Annotated in this window: 19 protein-coding genes; 18 read left to right on the forward strand and 1 reads right to left on the reverse strand. The window is 31.3% G+C overall.

All coding sequences use genetic code 11. From position 1 onward, the window contains the following. Positions 1-53 precede the first annotated feature (53 nt). The 7 genes from LPB87_RS15775 to LPB87_RS15805 all read left to right on the forward strand — a co-directional run bounded on the left by LPB87_RS15775 (position 54) and on the right by LPB87_RS15805 (position 8084). Positions 54-383 carry a translation initiation factor gene (locus LPB87_RS15775; RefSeq protein WP_129538514.1) on the forward strand — a complete coding sequence of 110 codons (330 nt, stop codon included), beginning with the start codon at positions 54-56 and terminating at the stop codon, positions 381-383. 224 nt (positions 384-607) lie between these two features. After that, positions 608-1474, forward strand: coding sequence for a nucleoside phosphorylase (locus LPB87_RS15780; RefSeq protein ID WP_129538515.1), 867 nt, complete (start codon positions 608-610; stop codon positions 1472-1474). A gap of 124 nt (positions 1475-1598) precedes the next feature. After that, positions 1599-2450 carry a substrate-binding domain-containing protein gene (locus LPB87_RS15785; protein WP_230728508.1) on the forward strand — a complete coding sequence of 284 codons (852 nt, stop codon included), beginning with the start codon at positions 1599-1601 and terminating at the stop codon, positions 2448-2450. A 19-nt stretch (positions 2451-2469) separates the two neighbouring features. Continuing rightward, complete coding sequence (locus tag LPB87_RS15790) at positions 2470-3402, forward strand: transglutaminase (protein ID WP_230728509.1); 933 nt, start codon at positions 2470-2472, stop codon at positions 3400-3402. Between the two features lie 429 nt (positions 3403-3831). Continuing rightward, complete coding sequence (locus tag LPB87_RS15795; protein ID WP_230728510.1) at positions 3832-5799, forward strand: thiamine pyrophosphate-binding protein; 1968 nt, start codon at positions 3832-3834, stop codon at positions 5797-5799. 39 nt (positions 5800-5838) lie between these two features. Then, positions 5839-7482 carry an FAD-dependent oxidoreductase gene (locus LPB87_RS15800; protein WP_129538518.1) on the forward strand — a complete coding sequence of 548 codons (1644 nt, stop codon included), beginning with the start codon at positions 5839-5841 and terminating at the stop codon, positions 7480-7482. A 242-nt stretch (positions 7483-7724) separates the two neighbouring features. After that, positions 7725-8084: a hypothetical protein gene (locus LPB87_RS15805; RefSeq protein ID WP_129538519.1), complete on the forward strand. Its 360-nt coding sequence runs from the start codon at positions 7725-7727 to the stop codon at positions 8082-8084. 99 nt (positions 8085-8183) lie between these two features. On the opposite strand, the gene LPB87_RS15810 is transcribed toward LPB87_RS15805, so the two are convergent. Beyond that, positions 8184-10583: a TonB-dependent receptor gene (locus LPB87_RS15810; RefSeq protein ID WP_230728511.1), complete on the reverse strand. Its 2400-nt coding sequence runs from the start codon at positions 10581-10583 to the stop codon at positions 8184-8186. Between the two features lie 221 nt (positions 10584-10804). On the opposite strand from LPB87_RS15810, the gene LPB87_RS15815 reads away from it, so the two are divergent. The 11 genes from LPB87_RS15815 (at position 10805) to LPB87_RS15865 (ending at position 20877) form a co-directional block, all read left to right on the forward strand. Next, on the forward strand, positions 10805-12142 hold the full coding sequence (locus LPB87_RS15815) for a HAMP domain-containing sensor histidine kinase (RefSeq protein ID WP_230728512.1): 1338 nt from the start codon (positions 10805-10807) through the stop codon (positions 12140-12142). Then, complete coding sequence (locus LPB87_RS15820; RefSeq protein WP_230728513.1) at positions 12139-12834, forward strand: response regulator transcription factor; 696 nt, start codon at positions 12139-12141, stop codon at positions 12832-12834. Before LPB87_RS15815 ends, LPB87_RS15820 begins: the two co-directional genes overlap by 4 nt. A 4-nt stretch (positions 12835-12838) precedes the next feature. Further along, positions 12839-13264, forward strand: a complete 426-nt coding sequence (locus tag LPB87_RS15825; protein ID WP_230728514.1) for a hypothetical protein — start codon at positions 12839-12841, stop codon at positions 13262-13264. A gap of 283 nt (positions 13265-13547) precedes the next feature. Continuing rightward, complete coding sequence (gene abc-f / locus LPB87_RS15830) at positions 13548-15146, forward strand: ribosomal protection-like ABC-F family protein (protein ID WP_230728515.1); 1599 nt, start codon at positions 13548-13550, stop codon at positions 15144-15146. A 126-nt stretch (positions 15147-15272) separates the two neighbouring features. Beyond that, entirely contained in the window at positions 15273-15608 is a 336-nt protein-coding gene (locus LPB87_RS15835; protein WP_230728516.1) for a PadR family transcriptional regulator, read from the forward strand. Then, positions 15605-16201 carry a DUF1700 domain-containing protein gene (locus LPB87_RS15840; protein ID WP_230728517.1) on the forward strand — a complete coding sequence of 199 codons (597 nt, stop codon included), beginning with the start codon at positions 15605-15607 and terminating at the stop codon, positions 16199-16201. Before LPB87_RS15835 ends, LPB87_RS15840 begins: the two co-directional genes overlap by 4 nt. 6 nt (positions 16202-16207) lie before the next feature. After that, positions 16208-17527: a serine hydrolase domain-containing protein gene (locus LPB87_RS15845; RefSeq protein WP_230728518.1), complete on the forward strand. Its 1320-nt coding sequence runs from the start codon at positions 16208-16210 to the stop codon at positions 17525-17527. 274 nt (positions 17528-17801) lie between these two features. Then, positions 17802-18605, forward strand: coding sequence for a DUF2314 domain-containing protein (locus LPB87_RS15850; protein ID WP_230728519.1), 804 nt, complete (start codon positions 17802-17804; stop codon positions 18603-18605). 22 nt (positions 18606-18627) lie between these two features. Next, positions 18628-19191 (forward strand): Crp/Fnr family transcriptional regulator, encoded by a 564-nt coding sequence (locus LPB87_RS15855; protein ID WP_230728520.1) that lies wholly within the window; start codon positions 18628-18630, stop codon positions 19189-19191. Positions 19192-19264: 73 nt separating this feature from the next. Beyond that, positions 19265-19591, forward strand: a complete 327-nt coding sequence (locus LPB87_RS15860; RefSeq protein WP_086893829.1) for a multidrug efflux SMR transporter — start codon at positions 19265-19267, stop codon at positions 19589-19591. A 335-nt stretch (positions 19592-19926) separates the two neighbouring features. Then, positions 19927-20877, forward strand: coding sequence for a hypothetical protein (locus LPB87_RS15865; RefSeq protein WP_230728521.1), 951 nt, complete (start codon positions 19927-19929; stop codon positions 20875-20877). Positions 20878-21006 lie beyond the last annotated feature (129 nt).

The following is a 21006-nucleotide window of genomic DNA, read 5'->3' on the forward strand; positions in this document are numbered from 1 at the left end:
AGAGTAGTATTTAAAATATTACTATTTGCAGTCAAAATAAAAATACAATACAAATGGACTTACAAGACCAACTAAAAAATCTTTTCCCAGATCACGAAGTATCTCCTGACGAAATTGTGATTCCAGAAGATCATACGCTTTTTATCCAAAAAGAACCAATGATTTGTAAATACGAAAAACGAAAAGGGAAAGCCACTACAATTATCGAAGGTTATGAAGGAACCGATGAAGATTTTAAAATCCTAGCGAAAGAAATTAAAACCAAATTAAGTGTTGGCGGAACTTTTAAAGACGATTCTATTATTATACAAGGTGATTACCGCGATAAAATAATGGAAATACTAAAAGCAAAAGGTTTTAAAGTAAAACGTGTGGGAGGCTAGTTTTTAGTTTCAGTGATCAGTCTTGATGAAACAGTTTTCAGGTTGAAAATTTAAGTCTTGATTTTTTCTTTTCGAACCTTGCGTTTATGAAGATTTGCTATGAAACCTTTGCACCCTTTGCGGTTAAATCACAACAAAGACGAATCACGCTATCCCTTGAACCTACAATACAAATAAAAAGAGGAAATGCGGTGCGCCTCTACAGAACCTTAAAAAAATAAACAATGATACAATCATCAGAATTAATACTAAATCCAGACGGAAGCGTCTATCATTTGAATCTTCTTCCAGAAAATATTGCTCATGACATTATTTTTGTAGGTGATCAAAATCGTGTTGAAAAAATCACTCAGTTTTTTGACAGCATCGAGTTTTCTACTCAAAAAAGAGAATTTAAAACACAAACCGGAATCTATAAAGGGAAAAGAATTACTGTAATGTCAACAGGTATTGGTCCAGACAATATAGATATTGTTGTTAATGAGCTAGATGCTTTGGTGAACATTGATTTAGAAACTCGTAAACCAAAAGAAAACCTAACTTCATTAAATATTATTAGAATTGGAACTTCAGGTTCGTTACAAGCTGATATTCCTGTAGACAGCTTTGTAATGTCAACATTTGGTCTAGGACTTGATAATATGCTTCGCTCTTATTTAATTGACGAAGTTTCAAATGCTGCTATGGAAGAAGCTTTTATAAACCATACCAATTGGGACATTCGTAAAGGAAAACCGTATGTGATTGCATGTTCTGAGAAACTAGAAAAACTTATCGAGAGCGACAAAATACACAAAGGAATCACTGCAACTGCAGGAGGTTTTTATGGTCCACAAGGGCGTGTTTTACGTTTAAACATTCAGGATGAAGAATTAAATGCTAAAATGGATAATTTTACGTTTAATGATAATCGAATTACAAATCTAGAAATGGAAACAGCTGCTATTTATGGGCTTTCGGCATTATTAGGTCATAATGCTTTATCACTAAATGCTATTATTGCTAATCGCGCTTCGGGAACTTTCAGCGAAGACCCATATAAAGCTGTTGATGAATTGATTAAATATACATTGAATAAAATTGTTGGATAATTTAGACATCTTAGGTTTTAGATTTCTTAGACTTCATGTGTAAAATTCAAACCAAGTAGTCTAAGAAGTCTAAAAATTATATTTTCTAATAAGTCTAAAATCTAATTACCAAAGAAATCTAATAATGAAAACTATAAAAATAGCTGGTGTTCCGGAACATTTTAATTTACCATGGCATTTATGCATTGAAAATGGAGAATTTGAAGCTGAAGGAATCGATTTACAATGGACCGATGTTCCTGAAGGAACTGGAAAAATGTGCCAAATGCTTCGAAATGGTGAAACTGATATCGCTGTAATATTGACAGAAGGAATTGTAAAAGATATTGTGGCTGGTAATCCAAGTAAAATTGTACAGGTGTATGTGCAATCACCTTTAATTTGGGGAATTCATGTTGCCGCAGAATCTGAGTACAAAATCATAGAAGATTTAGAAAACAAAAAAGTAGCTATTTCACGTTTAGGTTCAGGTTCCCAATTAATGGCTTATGTAAATGCAAACAATCAGGGCTGGAAAACAGATAATCTAGAATTTGAAATCGTAAATACTATTGATGGTGCTGTCGAAGCTTTGACTAACAAAACTGCGGATTATTTTATGTGGGAACGTTTTATGACAAAACCACTGGTTGACAAAGGAATTTTCAGACGTATCACAGACTGCCCTACTCCATGGCCATCATTTGTAATTGCTGTTCGAGATGAAGTATTAAAAAATGACCCAAATATAATTACTTCAATTCTTGAAATCATTAATGCTACAACCGAAGATTTTAAATCTATTCCGAGCATTGACAGAACTTTATCGGAGTCATTTAAACAAAAGGTTGAAGATATTCAGGAATGGTTAAAATTGACGCAATGGTCGCAAAAACCATTGAATGAGAAAACATTTAATAAAATCCAAAATCAGTTATTTGAACTGGGTATTATTGATAAAAAAAGTACTTTTGTAGAAACAGTAAAATTTCTTTAAAATTTGCTTTTTGGGCATTATGATAAAAAATAAAAAAATTGACTTTAATAAACTTAAAAGCAGCCTTCAGGTAAAATCACCATGGAATGAGGTTATCATTATGCTATTGAGTTTTTTAATCACTCTTCCTACTTTTATCATAATGCACCAAAATTTGATAGATCTTAATTGGCCTTTTAATTTTGATCGGGTTTTACTTTTTATTTTTGTCCTTGTTGGACTCTATTTTCTTTTAATGAAATTAAAAACGATTATCATTATTTGTATCGTTTTATATCTCTTAGTTTTATTTTACGGAACCGCTTTGGGGAATTATGGCTTTAGCGAAGTTGCTGAAGACTATAATGCTATTATCTACACGATGTCTGATAATCCATATCCACAAGATATTATTGTAGCTAAATTGCTTCCATTTCCCAATAAATCAAAAATTATTAACGCAATTGAATATCAAAATCCTAAGGTGAGGAATTTTGCTATTATGGCAACAACCAAGCATTTTAAAAATGTAAAAGGATATTCAGACTACAGAACCATAATACAATGTTTCGCCGTTTTTAAAGAAATTAATAGTCGATGGAATTATGTTAATGATCCTAAAGAAGGCGATTATATAGCTACGGCAAGTGAATCGTTAATGTATTTCTCAGGTGATTGCGATGATCATTCTATTTTAATGGCCGCAGCAATACGCTCTATTGGTGGTACGCCAAGACTTATTCATACCAAAGGACACATTTATCCAGAAATATTAATAGGATCTCTTCTTGATTTAGAAAAAGTTAACTATCTAGTTAAAAATATTCTATTTGTAAAAGAGAGCTATAATAAAACCTTACATTATCATATTGATGAGCGTGGACAAGTATGGTTAAATCTTGACTATACAGCAAAATATCCTGGAGGCCCATTTATGTCTGAAGAAATTCTGGGTGCACTTACCCTAAGATAAAATCATACAATCTGTCATTCTTCGGAGTCGAAGTTCTACAACTCTTCGACTCTTTTCAGAGAAACAAGATTGTGACAAAACTAATAGAGTAAATACTCTATTTCATAAAAATCCTTCTAATTCTTTTAATATGTAGCATTAAACTTAATTTGTCTTAATGTCTTAATGGTTAAAAAACTTAATCCTTTCTACCTTCGTTTTGTCTGGTGGAGTCGAAGAATAAGGAGTTATTTCCTGTTTTCTACTCTATCTTTTATATTTGTTAAATGATCAAAATAGAAGAAATTATTTCTATCTGGATAATGCTTTTATTTTGTAATGTTTTATAAAACACGTATTTATACTTATTTTTTTATAATAGCTTGTTTTTACCTTTGATAGAGTTATTACACATTTAGCGTAATAATTGCCCCCTCAAAATCTAAAGACATGAAAAAAGAAGTTATTGCCCCACCTACTCGTTGGACAAGAGATTACCTATTTGATATTTTAAAAGATTTAGGAATCCAATATATATTTGGTGTCCCCGGAACCAACGAAATCCCACTAATAGACGGAACATCTTATCCTGATAATGGAGTTAAGTATATTGAATGCTTACATGAAAATATTGCTATTGGTGCAGCTATGGGTTCTGCCCGTATGACAGGTAAACCGGGAGTGCTTATTGTGCACGTAACACCTGGGATTGCACATAGTATTGGTAATCTTTTTAACGCACATCGTTCGCAAATGCCGTTGGTCGTTCTTTGTTGTCAGCAACAAAATGAATTAGTTACTCAGGAACCATTATTAGCATCAAACTTAGTAGATTTGGCTAAACAATATACTAAATGGGCACATGAAGTTCGTACAGCTGAGGAAATGCCGCTAGTATTGCAGAGAGCTTTTAAGGAAGCTATGGCGCCACCAAATGGGCCTGTATTTGTTTCTATACCATGGGAATTTACAATGGTAGCTATTGAGGAAAACCAAAAAATAAAGGGGGTTACTCGCATTTCTCCCCATTTTACAGGTGATGAAGGATCTATCAAAGAAACTGCTAGTTTATTGGCTAATGCTAAAAACCCACTTATTGTGGCTGGTGATGCTGTAGGTTATGCAGATGCATGGACAGAAATTCAGCAATTAGCGGAATTAATCGGTGCTCCTGTCGTTTTACAATCGTTTAGTAGTGTTGCTAATTTTCCTAACAACGATTGTCATTGGCAAGGAGAACTGCCTGGAAGCCAAGCGGGAGTTCAAGGAGTTTTTAAAGACCATGATGTTGCCTTTTTAATAGGTTTTGGAGCTCAGGCACAAGTTGCTGTATTTAAATATTCAGATGGAGCACTCATTCCTGAAGATGTAAAATTGGCTTATCTTACTAACAATACTTGGGATATAGCCAAGAATTTTTATGGAGAAACGGCTATTTTAGGAGATATAAAATCAACATTGCCTTTGTTGAATAACTATATAAAGCAACAAAAGCCTAAAGGTGCTGATATAAGAAACAAAAAGTTGAAGGCACTGGATGTTTCTCGTGCTAAGCAATGGGATGTTTATTATAAAAACGCTATGAAAGAGCCTGATATTTGGGCAGTTGTAATAGCAAAAGCATTAAAAGAAGCTATAGAATCCCGTAAGTTAGTCAATAATTATGTATATGTGCATGAGGCTGTATCGGATGGAGCTCCATTTCAATATTATCTTCCTTTAGGAACTAATGGAGCAAAACCTATTAGCTATTATTGTGTAGCAGGTGGCTCTTTAGGATGGTCAATGCCAGCTTCACTAGGAATTAAATTGGAAAATAAAACTTCACAAGGTATAGGGACCAAATTAGTTATCAATGCTGTAGGAGATGGATCTTCTTTATTTTATCCACAAACTTGGTGGACAGCAGCCCACGAAAAATTACCAATTTTATATATCATTACTAATAATCAGGAATATCATACCTTACAATTAGGCTTGCAACAAGTTGTAGCTGCTTATGGAAATGCTCCAGGTTATGGCTGGAAACCAAAAACAATGGATCCTGATTATTTAAAATTGGAAAGACCTAAATTAGACTTTGTAAGTTTAGCAAAAGCATTTGGTGGTGAACACGGAGAAATTGTGCTTACAGCAGATAAGGTAAAAGAAGCTGTTGAAAGAGGGATAAACCATGTTCTAAATACAGAGACTTCTTATATCTTAGATATGCGTATTGCTTCGAATACGCCACCATTAGTAATAAAATCAAACGGTGACACTTTTACCGTTGATAAGCGATATGCATTACAACCACCACTAAATATTTTTTATCAAGATACATTGATGAAAAAATCATCTGTAAAAAATGGATCACTTAAAACAGGTGAATTCTCAGTAAATGAAAATGTAAGTTTTAATCTACCCTCTCTTTTTTAAAGAAATAATCGTTGCAAAGGCAGCATAAATATAAAAAAAATGGAAAACGAAAAAATTGACATCGCCATAGTTGGTGGAGGTGTTTCTGGCGTATATAGCGCATGGAAACTTAAAACAAAATATCCGAACAAAAACATTGTTCTTTTTGAAGGAGGAGATCATATCGGAGGCCGTTTGTTATCAGTAATTCCTCCTGGAATTCCAGATATGGTGGCAGAATTAGGCGGAATGCGAATTCTCGAAAATACTCAGAAATTAATTGTACAATTGATACAAGATATAAACGAAATATTATCAGGTGAAGATCAAATAGAATTATATGATTTTCCAGTAGATCAGCCACAAAATATAGCTTATTTACGTGGGGAACATCTGCGCTTATTTGACTTTACAAATGATCCTGATAAAGTACCGTATAAATTATCTTTTTTAGAAAAAGGAAATACATCAGGAACAATCATTGTAAATGCGATTGAACAAATAGTTCCGGGTATTACAAATACTGATTTAACAGAGGAACAACGTTTGAAAATGTGCCATGAAGCTACTTTTGAAGGAGCTCCTCTTTATACTTTAGGATTTTGGAACCTGCTTTACCGCGTAATTAGTGGAGAAGCATATCAATTTAGTATTGATTCTGGTGGATACAACTCAACATTGGTCAATTGGAATGCTGCAGATGCAATTCCATGGTATCTGTCTGATTTTGGTATTAAACCTGTTTATAAAGGATTTAAAAATGGATTTCAACAAGTTCCAATTTCGTTAGCAAACTTCTTCGAGAAAGATGGTGGCGAAGTAAGATTAAATGCTAAACTAGAAGGATTTGAATTCAAAAATAATGCATTTGAGCTTAGTATAGATGGTTCAATTATCGAGGCAAAACAGTTGATATTGGCAATGCCACGTCGCTCATTAGATTTATTGACAAATACTTCTCCAAAATTGCAAGAAATTCAATCGCTTATTGCCAGTGTAACACCAAGACCATTATTTAAGGTGTTTACAACCTATTCAAGTCCATGGTGGAGAAATGCAGGTTATACTGATTCTAAAACAGGATACATTCCTTTACAGTCAGGAAGAACTGTCACCGATTTGCCAATTAGACAAACCTACTACTGGCCAAAGAATAATGGAGATCCATCAGTAAATGGAGAATCTATGTTATTAGCGAGTTACGATGATGGTTCTAATATTGGTTTTTGGGATGGACTTAGACCACAGCGTAAAAAAGCTTGGAAAAAAGGGCTTTCGCATGCTGAAATAGCTGATCCTTTTATTGGTGAATATGCCGAAACAGAGCCACTTTTGAGTAAAGCTTTAAATCAAAGTTGGCATGATTACAAAGCTCCTCGTAAAATGGTAGAAGAATTAAGCCGTCAATTAAAACAAATTCATGATGTCGATTATACACCAGCTGTTACAAGTGCCTCTTTCCGTGACTGGGGAGAAGATCCTTTTGGTGGAGGATGGAATAGTTGGAATATTGGAGTAAAAAGCTGGGAGGTAAAAGAAAAAATTGTTCACCCAATAGACAACTGTGCATTATATATTTGTGGAGAAGCTTATTCAGATGCTCAAGGATGGGTTGAAGGCGCTTTACAGACTGCTGATATCATGCTTAAAAAATTCATTGCTGTAGAAAGTACTAGCTCAGTAAAAGAAGAAGCAATTTTATAAAGAAAGACAACAAATTTTGACTATTAAAAAGCTCAATCCTACATCAGATTGGGCTTTTTTATTCATTCTTATTTGTGTGATTTTATAAAGTTTAAAAAAAAAACACAAACTAAATTTATCAAAGCTCCAGTAAACATAACCATTTAATAACTAGAAGTTTTAATCTTGTAATCTTAAGTTTTACTATTTGTTTGGATATATTTTTTTTGTAACTTTCATCCTTAACCTTAAATCAAAAAACCATGAAAAAAATTAAACTATTTGTCTTTGGATTTGCTTTATTATTATTTATTTCTTGTCAGAAAGATAGAAACAAACTTATCAGCTCTTGGAAAGTTACCAATGTAGAATCTAAGAAAACACTTTCTGATTCTATGAAAAACGTAATTCTATCTAAAGGAAATTTGACATTTGCAAAAGATGGGAAAGTAACAGGATTTCTTGATGCTGAATTAAATGGAACTTATGCACTAAATGAAGGTGGAAAAAGTTTAACTATAAAAGACGAAACAGGTACTCCTTACCCATTTTCAAGTACTATTGATAAAGAACAATTAGTATTAGATGGTGAGCACATGATACTCACTCTGGATAAAAACTAAAACGGTTAAACAAAGTTGTCCTTTCTAGGGCAACTTTGTTTTTTTATTAGCATCTATAATCTGTTAGAATTTACCTTAGATACATTTATGATTTATAAATTAAAGCCTTTGTTGTTCTTCTGTTTTTTCTTTGTTATTCTTGTTCTTTAATTTTTGATTTCCCAGATTGTATTTAAAAGATATACGTACGCTTTGAGTATCACCGTAATCATCAAAATAATTGTATTGATTCGCATAATTTGTAGTAACGCGTACTTTCTGCCCTTTATATATATCTGAAAAAAGGATTGCTACTTGCCCGTTATTATTGAAAACTTTCTTATAAATTCCCATTGAAAGACTAGATGACCCAGTTACTGTAAAAGTTCCTTGCACTGAAGGGGAATCATACGACCAATTTAATTCCATACTTAACTCTTTCTTTTTATTTAAGGTAAATCGGTTGTTGATGTTATTGTTATAAGACCAGATATTGTTGTGGTACAAATTACCGTCACCTCCCTGAAAAGTATCTTTTGAATAACTTATTCCATTTGAAAATATAAATTGCCACCAAGGAAATATCTCCTGATTTGCACTGAAATCCAATCCGTAACCTATTTTTCTCTCAATATTAGTATGACGATATATTACAGTGTTTGTTTCGTAATCCTGATAGGAAATTTCCATTGATGGATCTATCGAATTGCGATAATATAAATCAAAATTATATTTGCTTTTTAGTGTGTATTGCAAACTAATATTATGAACAATTTCGGGTTGTAATTTTGGATCACCTGTATAATAAGAGTAAGAATTATAATAGGAACGAAATGGATTTAAAGCGCTATATTGAGGTCTGTTGATCCGTTTACCGTAAGATATTCCAATTTCATGAGCTTCTGTAAGTTTATATAAAGCGTATAGTGTTGGAAATAGTTTAAAATAATGCTGTGTATTAACTTCATTACTAGTTAATAAGTTTCCTTCCAGTTCTGTATATTCTGATCGTAATCCAGCTTTTAAACTCCATTTGCCAATTTCTTTACTAAAACTTAAGTAGCCAGCATAAATATTTTCATCATATAAAAATTGACTGCTTCTGTTTGGGTTCAGTTGTAATTCTCCAGCTATATCGTCTCGATAATCCAAATTACTATTGGCATTTACGTTTCCGAATTTAATTCCTGCTTCGATTTTAGCCTCTCCTATTTCATTGTTATAATCTGCTTGTATAGAAAACAATCCAATTTTTTGTGTATTATCACTTACAAAGCGAGTATCACGATAGGGTCCGCTTTGAGGTAATGAAAATACAGAATATATATCTTGATTTTCATTCTTGAAATACTTCGTATAATCAGAAGATATAACTATTGACTGTTTTTCCGAAAACTTATGCTCAAAAGAGGCATTGTACGCATTTGTCCTTGTTGGGTTTTTTCTTTTGTTTTGCGTTGTATAAAGTGAATCAATTTGCCTGTTAGCATCATAAATATAAGTTGGAACATTGTATTCTCCGTGGTTGTTAAGACTAATAAAACCATTGGTACCAAGAGTTAACGTATTAAGACTATCTATTTCATACTCGGCAGTTAAACGATACGTGTTTTGCGATAATGATTTGTTCTTACGATTTAATATGCTTTCCCAAATTGAGGTTACCTGATCCTGATTGTCTTTATAATAAACTATATCTGCTCCTTCTCTGTAATAAATTCCTGTTCCAAAGCTATAGTTTCCTGATAGTGCCAGTTTTTTAGTTTTGTAATATTGACTTGTGGACATGACGCCTTTTGGATACGCCGTTTGCACATAAGCTGTACTAAGAGTTCCTTTATATCCATTTTGATTATTTTGTTTGATTTTTATATTTAAAACAGTACTTCCCTGTGCATCATATTTAGCAGGAGGGTTTGTTATAACTTCTACAGATTTTACAGTATCTCCATTTGTATTTTCAAGCAATTGTTTTAATTCTTCTCCGCTTAAATATACTTTTTTATCATTGATAGTAACCAAAATTCCGCTACTGCCTCTTACTGCAATTGCTCCATTATTTGAAGCTGTAACTCCAGGTGTACTTTTTAATATTTCCCATGCATTTGTATTCGATAGTACAGAATTTTCTACATTGAATTCTATGCGATCTATCTTTCGTTTTATAACAGGCTTTTTATTAGTAATTACGACATCATCCAGTGCTTCAGCTTTTTTTATCATTGCAATTCCTGCAAATTCTTTATCTTTATTAAGCGTAAAATCGGTATAATAAGCAGTATAACCAGAGGCACTTATCTTTAAAATGTATTCGCCTTTTGCAACATTTTCGAACTTAAATAACCCCATGTTATCTGCAGTCGTATTTCGATTGACTAAAGAATCTAATGAATTTAATAATTTTACATCTGCAAATGCAATTGGTAGCTTATCAGAGTCCTTTATGATTCCTGAAACTTTTATATTTTGAGCAAAACTCATGAAGGGAATAAGACACAATAAGAAAATAACTTTTTTCATAACATTTTTTGTTTTGGACAAATTTCAGCAAAGTACCTTGTCGCTCGGGTTAACGCTTGGTTAACGATGGGTTAATGTTATTTTTGGATTAATGATGTTCCTGTTTAAAAAGTGATATCCAATCAACAACTAGTACAGTATATTTATAAAGTTTGGTTAATGAAGGGTTAATAGGCATACTTATTTATTTTTAAACGGTATAATATTTTAGCTTTGTTTCTATGAAAAGAAAAATAATACTACTAATCACAGGATGTATTCTTACTGTTGTTGCATTGACTTGCATTCAAGGTTATTTCATTTGTAATACCTACGAGCTGAAGAAAAAAGAGGTTAAGGATGTGATAAGAAAGCAATTGTTAGCGTTTGAAGATGATCCCGAATTTATAGCAATTGAAGATGCCTGCATGGAGAAATCGAGAGATTTTGTAAAAGCACATAAAGGCAATAAAAATTCTAAGCAGGATTATTTTGATTATATCAAGAAAAATAGAGATTCTCTTTCGGTTGCGCTTTCATCTATTATGGATAAAAAAGTAAATTTTAAACATAAAATAGGATATTCTATATATATAACTGCAATATTTGACAATGAAGGAACAAAAAAAGACACTGTTTATTTAGGGAAACAATTAGTATTAAGTAATAATATAAAAAGTCGAGATGAGTTTTCTCTTGCCACGGGAATATGGAAAACAAAAATCAGTCCTAGCAGTAAGGAAGATCGGGATACCTATGATATCGAAATACAGTCAGGACGTAATTATAGTTTTGAGAGTCTGCAGAAAGTAATTTTGCAAGAAATGATAGGGTTGTTGGTGTTTTCAGTTCTACTAATAACATTTGTCATAATTTTGTTTTATTTATCGATTAGAAATTTAATTACTCAGAAAAAGATAGCCGATATTAAAACGGATTTTATAAACAATATTACTCATGAATTCAATACACCACTTGCTGCAATGGATATAGCAGTAAAGACGTTTGAATTAGAATCTATTACTGAAGAGCAGCATAAAAACACTATTGCTATTATAAAAAGGCAAAATCAGCGTTTACAGTCTATATTCAGCCAGGTTGCAGGTGCTTCACTTAGTTCACAAGAAATAGTCATTGATAATAATATAATAAGCAGCAAGGAAATAGAAGAAATAATAACCGATTTTAGACTATCGTACCCTAATATTACAATAAGTCACTCTATTCAAACAGCAGTACAAATACCTATGAATCAATTTCATCTGAATACGATATTGATAAATTTATTGGATAATGCAATCAAGTATGGAGCAAGCGAAATTAAGGTGACTTGTAATCAAACTGAAACTTTTGCAACGCTTTTGATAGAAGATAATGGTAGAGGAATTCCTGAAAATGAACAAAAAAATATTTTTGAAAAATTCTATCGAATAGAAAAAAACAATCTTCATAATGCAAAAGGACTTGGTCTAGGGTTATTTTATGTAAAACAAATTGTAGAAAGCTATAAAGGGACTATAACTGTAAAAAGTGTAGAAAATAAAGGGACATCATTATTAATTTCAATCCCATTACAATGATACATATTTTATTAGCCGAAGATGATTTAGATTATGCTTTTATCTTAAAACAATTTTTAGAAATATCTGGTTTTAAGGTTAGTTGGGCTAAAGATGGAATTGAAGCCTATGCCTTATTTTCTACAATAAAACCAGACATATGTGTGCTTGATGTTATGATGCCCAATATGGATGGATTTACCTTAGCCGAAAAGATAATTGAATTTCATCCTGAGGTACCCATTGTTTTTCTTACAGCAAAAGGGTTAAAAGAAGATAAAATAAGGGGACTCAAGCTTGGTGCAGATGATTATGTAGTGAAACCATTTGAAGTAGATGAGCTTATTTTACGAATTACTAATATACTGAAACGTATTAATAAAGTTCCTGTATTAAAAGCATCAGTTAAACAAATGGTCATCGGAGACTATATGTTTGATATTGATAATTTTATGCTAACACATAAAAAAGTAACTCACCGTATTACTGAACGTGAGGCGCATTTAATTCAATATTTATACAACAACAGAAACAAGCTTTTAAAGAGAGAAGATATACTAAAAGAAATATGGGGTAATGATGATTTCTTTTTGGGCAGAAGTATGGATGTATTTATTAGCCGTTTGAGAAAGTATTTTAAAGAAGATACCTCTATTTCTATTTTGAGTATTCGCGGAATTGGTCTTGAATTTAATGTTAAATCAAATAATTAGTAAAATGATAAAAATAATTTCTTTATTAGTGTTTATGCTTTGTTCCTTTCTGATAAATGCACAATCTAAAACAACAAGTAGTAGTTCGTCTTCTTCGAAAACTAAAATTGATGGAGTTGAAAGGCAGCACAGTTCAGTATCTGTTAATGATTCAGATACTTTTTATAGTTTGAGAGCTAAATTTACTTTAGATAAAAAAGAGGAAATTATAAAGTTATTATCGGATAATGTCGACGAAGAATATAAGAGTGTTTCTGGTAAAACTTTTAAATGGATTAAAGAAGAAAATGGTGAAGTCGTATTCTCTTTTGTAGTTACTGATAACCAATTAAAAATAAGCATAGAAAAGGATCTGATTTCTAATGGAACCTTTAATAAATTTAAAAATTTAGGTGAATCTCTTAAAACAGTAATTTCTAATAGAAAATAGTTTGTTTTAAAGATTTTATTTATCCAAAATAGTCTCTCTTCTACCCTTTTATTTTAGGTTATTGATTCTTTATAATTAAAAAATATACAATCAGGCTCTTTAAGAAATTAAGGAGCCTTTTTTCGTTTAAGCAGAGCCGAAAAGCTAATTAAGAAAAAAATGTATCTTTGCTAACTCTAAATAAGCGTACTATTTTATGTGAAAAATAATTTCTTTTGAACAATCAAGAAGGTAGACTACAAATGTGGTCTGCTTAATTTATTCATCTCACAAGAAAGAAATTATGCTTATTCTACAAAACATCTCATATACACATCCGAACAAGGAATTGTTATTTGACAACATTAGTTTTACTGTCAATGATAACGAAAAAATAGCCTTAATAGGCAACAATGGTATAGGAAAATCGACTTTACTCAAAATTATTGCGGGTGAATTACAGCCTTCTAAAGGGCAAGTTAAATACAATTCTAAACCTTATTATATACCACAAGTATTTGGTCAATACAATCATTTTACGATTGCCCAGGCATTACAAATTGAAGATAAGCTCAATGCACTTAAAGAAATACTAGTGGGAAATGTATCCGAAACTAATCTGAACCTATTAAATGACGATTGGTCTATCGAGGAACGTTGCGATACTGCCCTGAAATATTGGCAATTAACGGACTTGGATTTATCACAAAAAATGGAAACTTTAAGTGGTGGACAAAAGACAAAGGTTTTTCTTGCTGGTATTTCTATCCATCAGCCAGAATTAGTTCTCTTAGATGAACCCAGTAACCATCTTGATAGAGTTGCCAGGCAATTATTATATAATTTTATCCAATCTACATCATGCGCTTTAATTATAGTAAGTCACGATAGAAAACTTCTAAATATTTTAAGCACTGTTTTAGAACTAAGTAAACGAGGGATTAGTGTTTATGGTGGTAATTATGATTTTTATGCTGAGCAAAAGCAAATAGAACAAAACGCATTAAATCAGGATCTGCACAGTAAAGAAAAAGCATTACGAAAGGCCAAAGAAAAAGAACGTGAAACTCTGGAACGTCAACAAAAACTAGATACACGTGGTAAAAAGAAACAAGAAAAAGCTGGTGTTGCCCGAATAATGATAAATACCTTAAGGAATAATGCCGAGAATAGCACATCGAAAATAAAAGGCATTCACACCGAAAAGATTGATGGTATTTCGAAAGAACTACAAGAATTACGCTCGGCTTTGCCAGATATTGACAAAATGAAATTTGGTTTTGATACTTCGCAATTGCACAAAGGCAAAATACTGTTTGATGCCAAAGCAATCAATTACAGTTATAATAATGAATTTCTTTGGAAAGAAAGCTTAAATATTCAAATTAGAAGCGGTGAGCGCATTGCATTAAAAGGTGCAAACGGTTCAGGAAAAACTACTTTAATAAAATTAATACTAGGAAAATTTGATCCAAAAAGAGGTACACTATATCGAGCAGAGAATAAATCAGTTTATATCGATCAGGATTATTCCCTTATAAACAATGAGCTAAAAGTGTATGACCAAGCACAAGAATTTAATAGCTCTTCATTACAAGAACATGACATCAAGATGAGGCTCAATCGTTTCTTATTTAGTAGAGAAGATTGGGATAAACCTTGTACTGTGTTAAGTGGTGGAGAAAAAATGCGTTTGATGCTTTGTTGCATAACAATAGGCAATCAGTCTCCAGATACTATAATCCTTGACGAGCCTACTAATAATCTTGATATCCAAAATATTGAAATATTAACTGCGGCAATAAATGAATTTAAAGGAACGCTAATCGTTATATCACATGACGAATATTTTTTGGAAAAAATAAATATAGAGCGAACAATTTTATTAAAAAGCTCTTTTTAATGCATTAAATTTGTTTCAATTAATTAAAAATGAACACATTGGTGTAATGTGTTCATTTTTTTATTTATATACATTGTATAACTATGTATTTTGCTATATATTTGTCTTAACTAATAAATTTTTTTCATGAATGAAACTTTTGTTACAAACTGGAAATCACAGGTAAAAAAAGGGACACTTACTTTTATCATTCTTAATGTTCTTAAAGAAAACGAGTATTACGGTTATGAGCTTATTGAACAAATAAAAAAACATACCGAGATAGAAATTGCTGAGGGTACTTTATATCCGTTAATGAATAGACTTAAAACGGAAAATTTAGTTGACTCTAAATGGGTAGAACAAGAAACTGGAATTCCTAGAAAGTATTACGCTCTGACCCCTACTGGAATAAAAACACTTGTTCATATGAATGAGTATTGGAAAAATCTAGAAAATGCCATTCAAAAAATAATCAAATGAAAACAGGAGAAATAAAATTCAGTCAAGAGGCTTCAAAAAGAGTTTATAACGATTATATGAAGCGTATTTTAAAGGTTACAGATGTCTTGTCTAAAGATGACAAACAAGATATTTACATGGAATTTAATAGTCATATATTTGAAGCACTTCAGCATAAAAATGGGCTTAACGAAATTGATGTATTACTAGATGTTATAGAAAAACTTGGTATTCCAGAGGAAGTTTTGAAACCACTTATTGCTGATAAAAAACTGGAACAAGCTACTAAAACATTTAATCCGATTCATGTTTTCAGGGCTTTGTTATTGAATATAACTAACGGTTTTTCGTATATAATTTTTTTCGTTTTATATCTCTTATTATTTGTATTTGTGTTTTTAATATTTGCTAAAATAAACAATCCTACTGAAGTAGGATTCTGGTATAAAAATGGTTCTTCTTTCGTCTTAGGGCTCAGCAATAAAGCAAACCAAAACGGGATTCCTGAAACATTAGGTAATGCGTTTATACCAGTTATGATAGCTTCTATACTACTCTTTTACTTCTTAATTACATTATTATTAAAATTCAAGAAATCAATCAATACTAAATAAATCACTATGAAAAAAATCCTAATTACCAGTCTGCTTATCGTAAGCGTTACAAGTTGTTTCTCGCAAACATTCAATAATCAAAGAATAGATAGTCTGTTTCAGATTTTAGAAAAAAAAGATAAATTCATGGGCAGCATAGCTGTTTCTGAAAATGGAAAATTGTTATACACTAAAGCTATAGGTTATTCGGATGTAGAAAATTTAAAAAAAGCAACAGTTAAAACTAAATACAAAATTGGTTCTATATCCAAAATGTTTACTGCTTCATTGATTTTTAAAGCAATTGAAGAGAATAAACTAACATTGGGTCAAACACTAGATGCTTATTATCCACAAATTGAAAATTCTAAAAAAATAACTATTGAGAATTTATTAAATCATAGAAGTGGTATTCATAATTTTACTAATGAAGAAAATTTAAGATCTGATGTTTTTATTGCAAAACCAAAATCTGACGAGGAAATGATTGCCATTATTTCTAAATTTAAAAGTGATTTTGAACCTAATAGTAAAGCAGAATATAGCAACTCTAATTATGTTATTTTAAGTTATATTCTTGAAAAAATCTATAAAAAATCGTATTCAGCAGTTTTAGATTCTAAAATTATAACTCCATTAGGTTTAAAAAACACCTACTTTGGAAATAAAACAAAGAATCAAAATGATGAAGCTTATTCGTATCATTTTACTGATAAATGGGAAAAAGGAACAGATACAGATCCTTCAATACCAATGGGTGCTGGAGCAATTGTATCGAATCCAACTGATTTGACACTATTTATAGAAGGGCTTTTTAATGGCAAAATAGTTTCTGAAAAGTCTTTATCGCTAATGAAAACGTTAAACCAAAATTTTGGAATGGGAATGTTTGAAGTACCTTATCTTGAGCATAAAGGGTATGGTCATACAGGTGGCATAGATGATTTTAGATCTATTTTAGCTTATTACCCAGACGAAAAACTATCAGTAGCTATTACTTCAAATGGAATGATTTACCCAAATAATAATATACTTAAATGTGCTTTGAGTAGTTATTTCAATAAACCATTTGAAATGCCTACTTTTAATTTATTAGAGCTAAAACCAGAAGTTTTAGATTTATATACTGGACAATATTCAAGTACAGAGATTCCGATAAAAATCGATATTACTCGAAACGAAAATAAATTATTTGCACAAGCAACTGGTCAACCTGCATTTCCATTAGATGCTACAGAAACAAATATTTTTAAATTCGATCAAGCAGGAATCGTTCTTGAATTTAATACTGATAAAAAACAAATGGTTTTAAAACAAGGAGGAAAAGAATTTGTTTTTAGTAAATAGCAGATACCTCCTATCAAACCAAAAATAGTGCTTCTCCCCTATTTTTTTATAGTAAAAAATACAGCACATTAATTCTTATTAATTACAATCTATAAAACGAAGCTCCTTAAGAAATTAAGGAGCTTTTTTATGGGTATAGTGCAGTATTAGTCATAAAATCACTTGCCATTAGTGATAAAATAATCATATATTAGCAATACAAAAATTACATTTTAATATAAACTGAAACTAAATCGAGTTTATTTACCCTACTAATAACTTAAAAAATAAAGAAATGTCAAATCAAGAAATATTCTTTGCCAAAGGAGATAGTCCAAAAATGATAGAAGCTTTTAAAAATGCACAAGAAACGTTTAAATATTTTTGGAGAGAACTATCTTGGGAATACCGCCGAATTGTTCCTGCATTAACCGTAGCATGCGTAAAAGTGGCATTTTCTCAAGATACTGAAGAAAGTGAACATCCTATTGTAGAACATATGTGGATTAATGATATCACTTTTGATGGAGAACAGATAAGAGGTGTTTTAATAAACGCCCCAAACGAGTTAACAAACATCGAGAATGGAGATGAAGTTGTGATTCCTTTAAGCCAGATTAGTGATTGGTTATTTGCTATTCAGGGCAGTTCTCCAAAGGGGCTTTCAAAATTATTCTCATCCTCTCAACCAAGAGCTTATGGAGGATTTACAATTCAGGCGATACGCTCAGAAATGACAAATCAGGAAAGAAAAGACCATGATAAAGCCTGGGGATTAGATTTTGGGGATTTCAATGAAGTACTGCTTGTTAATGAACAAAAAGATAAGCCAGAAAATCTTATAGAACATCCTATGAGTAAAAACATGAAAGAAAAACTTCAGGAGTTCTTAGAACAAAATCCGGATGAAATTACCTATCAGGATGAAGAAGGATTTTCTTTATTACATAGAGAAACAATTGCTGGAAATAAGACTTCTGTAACAGTTTTGCTGGAGTCTGGAGTAAATAAAGATATAAAAACAAATCAAGGTAAAACTGCCTTAGATATTGCAAAACAATTAAACTGGGAACATCTTATTCCTGTACTTAGTAATTAAAAAAATCATCCTCATTCCCACAATGAATAGCAACAACATTTTTGACAAAATAGCTGAATTACCCGAAAACTCTAGAAAAGCTTTGGAAGAAAATATTACTTTGGTTCGCTTTTCGAAGGGACATGTTATATTAAAATCAGGGAAAATTGAGACAAATATTTATTTCATAAAGAAAGGAATTGTTAGAGCATACATAAATCAGAATGGTAACGATGTTACTTTTTGGTTTGGCAAAGAAGGAGAAACAATTCTTTCTATGAGAAGCTATGTCGAAAACCAAAAGGGCTATGAAGATATCGAATTGTTGGAAGACTGTGATCTCTATGAATTAAAAACTGCCAATCTGCAACGATTATTTGAAGAAGATATACATATTGCAAATTGGGGAAGAAAATTTGCAGAAAGTGAACTCATAAAAACGGAAGAGCGATTAATATCCAGGCAGTTTAAAACCGCGACTGAAAGATATAACGAATTAATAATCAATAACTCCGATTTAATTAAGAGAGTTCAATTAGGGCATATTGCCTCTTATCTCGGGATTACCCAAGTAAGTTTAAGCCGAATACGAGCTGAAATAAAATAAATTCATTTTTTATCATTTGTTAAATTTTAATTGAATCTGCTAGTGGATCTTTGCCCTATTAAAATTTAAAAATATGAATTGGATTCTTTTGATTATTGCAGGATTATTTGAGGTGGCGTTTGCTTCGTGCTTAGGAAAAGCTAAAGAAGCAACTGGAAATGATGTTTATTTATGGTACGGAGGATTCTTGGCATCACTTGTTATAAGTATGTTGCTTCTTATCAAGAGTACACAAACACTACCTATTGGAACTGCTTATGCTGTATGGACAGGAATTGGTGCCGTTGGAACAGTTTTAGTCGGTATTTTTGTGTTTAAAGATCCAACTAACTTCTGGAGATTGTTCTTTATTGCAACATTAGTTGGTTCAATCATCGGATTAAAATCGGTTTCGCATTAATGAAACTTGTAGTTAAAAAAATGCAACTTAATTTAAATACAATTAAGTTGCATTTTAAATATAGATTCTTATTTCTACTTCCTTTCTTTCTATTCCTTAAAGTATTTTCTGCTTTTATTTTCTTCATGCTCCTTTTTATTATTTGTCAGTGCGTTCGGTATTGCATACGTTTTTCTAAATCTTTTGGATAATAGATTCCACTTCTGTTCTAGTCTTTTTATTATTTGTAATAAATAGTGTGTTATATTTGCTTAAAAAAAGTTTTTTGCACAAAATGAATGCCAAACAGGCTTTTTCGTTTTTTTGTTAACACTAATAAGTTTTTTAGATTATTTATGAAAAAAATATTTATCCTATTCGCTATTATGCTCTCAAATTATAATACACAAGCACAAACCCAAAATGATGTAGTGGGTTATTATAAATTAAGAGGCGGAAGCCATTACCTAAAACCCGATGGCACATTTATAATAATAGGATATGCAACATTAATAACAGGAAAATGGTCTTTAAAAGAACACGGAGAAGTAAACTTTGTCCCCGATGCTCCTAAAGAATCATTTCAGGTTTATGGAAGACATACCCCAGAGCTAAAAGACAGTACAAAGTTTATGCTCTCAAACGGATTACATGAGGAAGAAACATTTATGCATATTGGGAAACTTAGTGCAGTAAACCCAAAACTACAACGAGTTTATGTAAAAGGCCATCGATGCATTCAGTTTCCAGAAGTATATACAACAACTAAAAAAGCCGATACCATATCATTTACTTCCTTACCTTATTCATATTCAGAAAACAAAGGTTATAAACCTACAATTTACACCTTCAATAATACCGAAAAATTCAATGATTTTATAGTGAATCACTTTGAAGATAAAGAAAACTACCATCCGTTTTCTTATCTCTATAAAGATGGAGGTTTATATTATTCTAAACATTTTGGAGAAAAACAAGACTTAAATGATGCCTTAACTGAATCTGAATTTGCACAAATATCAGGTATCGATTTTGAACCAAATCTTATATTGTATACACCAAAATACAAAAGGTATGATAACGATATCGAAAACGAGCTCTTTAAACTAAACTATACATTGGATGAAAAAAGAAATGCCTACATAAGCCAACTAAACTATGTAGCAGGTGAGGAAAACACCAAAGATTATGATTACAATAATACTAACTTACTATATATCTATAAAAAAATAAATACATCCAATAAGTTCCAAAGTACTTTTTTAATCGAAGAAAAATCAATTTTTAAAGACCATTGCAAAGAATAAAATTTTAATACATCCTTAAAATAGTATACAAAATAAACTTTAATACAGTTTGTAAATCGCTAATTAACAATAATTTGTAATTACTCGTACGCTATCTTATAATAAGTCGAACTCATTTTAATAAAAAAA

This window comes from Flavobacterium sp. EDS, from assembly GCF_020991525.1.
Lineage (GTDB): Bacteria > Bacteroidota > Bacteroidia > Flavobacteriales > Flavobacteriaceae > Flavobacterium.

Excerpts from the sequence above, each read along its gene's own strand:
- LPB87_RS15835 (WP_230728516.1), top strand. The coding sequence starts at position 15,273 with ATGAATGAAACTTTTGTTACAAACTGGAAATCACAGGTAAAAAAAGGG.
- LPB87_RS15845 (WP_230728518.1), top strand. The coding sequence starts at position 16,208 with ATGAAAAAAATCCTAATTACCAGTCTGCTTATCGTAAGCGTTACAAGT.
- LPB87_RS15795 (WP_230728510.1), top strand. The coding sequence starts at position 3,832 with ATGAAAAAAGAAGTTATTGCCCCACCTACTCGTTGGACAAGAGATTAC.
- LPB87_RS15785 (WP_230728508.1), top strand. The coding sequence starts at position 1,599 with ATGAAAACTATAAAAATAGCTGGTGTTCCGGAACATTTTAATTTACCA.
- LPB87_RS15810 (WP_230728511.1), bottom strand. The coding sequence starts at position 10,583 with ATGAAAAAAGTTATTTTCTTATTGTGTCTTATTCCCTTCATGAGTTTT.
- LPB87_RS15805 (WP_129538519.1), top strand. The coding sequence starts at position 7,725 with ATGAAAAAAATTAAACTATTTGTCTTTGGATTTGCTTTATTATTATTT.
- LPB87_RS15800 (WP_129538518.1), top strand. The coding sequence starts at position 5,839 with ATGGAAAACGAAAAAATTGACATCGCCATAGTTGGTGGAGGTGTTTCT.
- abc-f (WP_230728515.1), top strand. The coding sequence starts at position 13,548 with ATGCTTATTCTACAAAACATCTCATATACACATCCGAACAAGGAATTG.
- LPB87_RS15840 (WP_230728517.1), top strand. The coding sequence starts at position 15,605 with ATGAAAACAGGAGAAATAAAATTCAGTCAAGAGGCTTCAAAAAGAGTT.
- LPB87_RS15780 (WP_129538515.1), top strand. The coding sequence starts at position 608 with ATGATACAATCATCAGAATTAATACTAAATCCAGACGGAAGCGTCTAT.
- LPB87_RS15860 (WP_086893829.1), top strand. The coding sequence starts at position 19,265 with ATGAATTGGATTCTTTTGATTATTGCAGGATTATTTGAGGTGGCGTTT.
- LPB87_RS15825 (WP_230728514.1), top strand. The coding sequence starts at position 12,839 with ATGATAAAAATAATTTCTTTATTAGTGTTTATGCTTTGTTCCTTTCTG.
- LPB87_RS15820 (WP_230728513.1), top strand. The coding sequence starts at position 12,139 with ATGATACATATTTTATTAGCCGAAGATGATTTAGATTATGCTTTTATC.
- LPB87_RS15775 (WP_129538514.1), top strand. The coding sequence starts at position 54 with ATGGACTTACAAGACCAACTAAAAAATCTTTTCCCAGATCACGAAGTA.
- LPB87_RS15865 (WP_230728521.1), top strand. The coding sequence starts at position 19,927 with ATGAAAAAAATATTTATCCTATTCGCTATTATGCTCTCAAATTATAAT.
- LPB87_RS15815 (WP_230728512.1), top strand. The coding sequence starts at position 10,805 with ATGAAAAGAAAAATAATACTACTAATCACAGGATGTATTCTTACTGTT.
- LPB87_RS15855 (WP_230728520.1), top strand. The coding sequence starts at position 18,628 with ATGAATAGCAACAACATTTTTGACAAAATAGCTGAATTACCCGAAAAC.
- LPB87_RS15790 (WP_230728509.1), top strand. The coding sequence starts at position 2,470 with ATGATAAAAAATAAAAAAATTGACTTTAATAAACTTAAAAGCAGCCTT.
- LPB87_RS15850 (WP_230728519.1), top strand. The coding sequence starts at position 17,802 with ATGTCAAATCAAGAAATATTCTTTGCCAAAGGAGATAGTCCAAAAATG.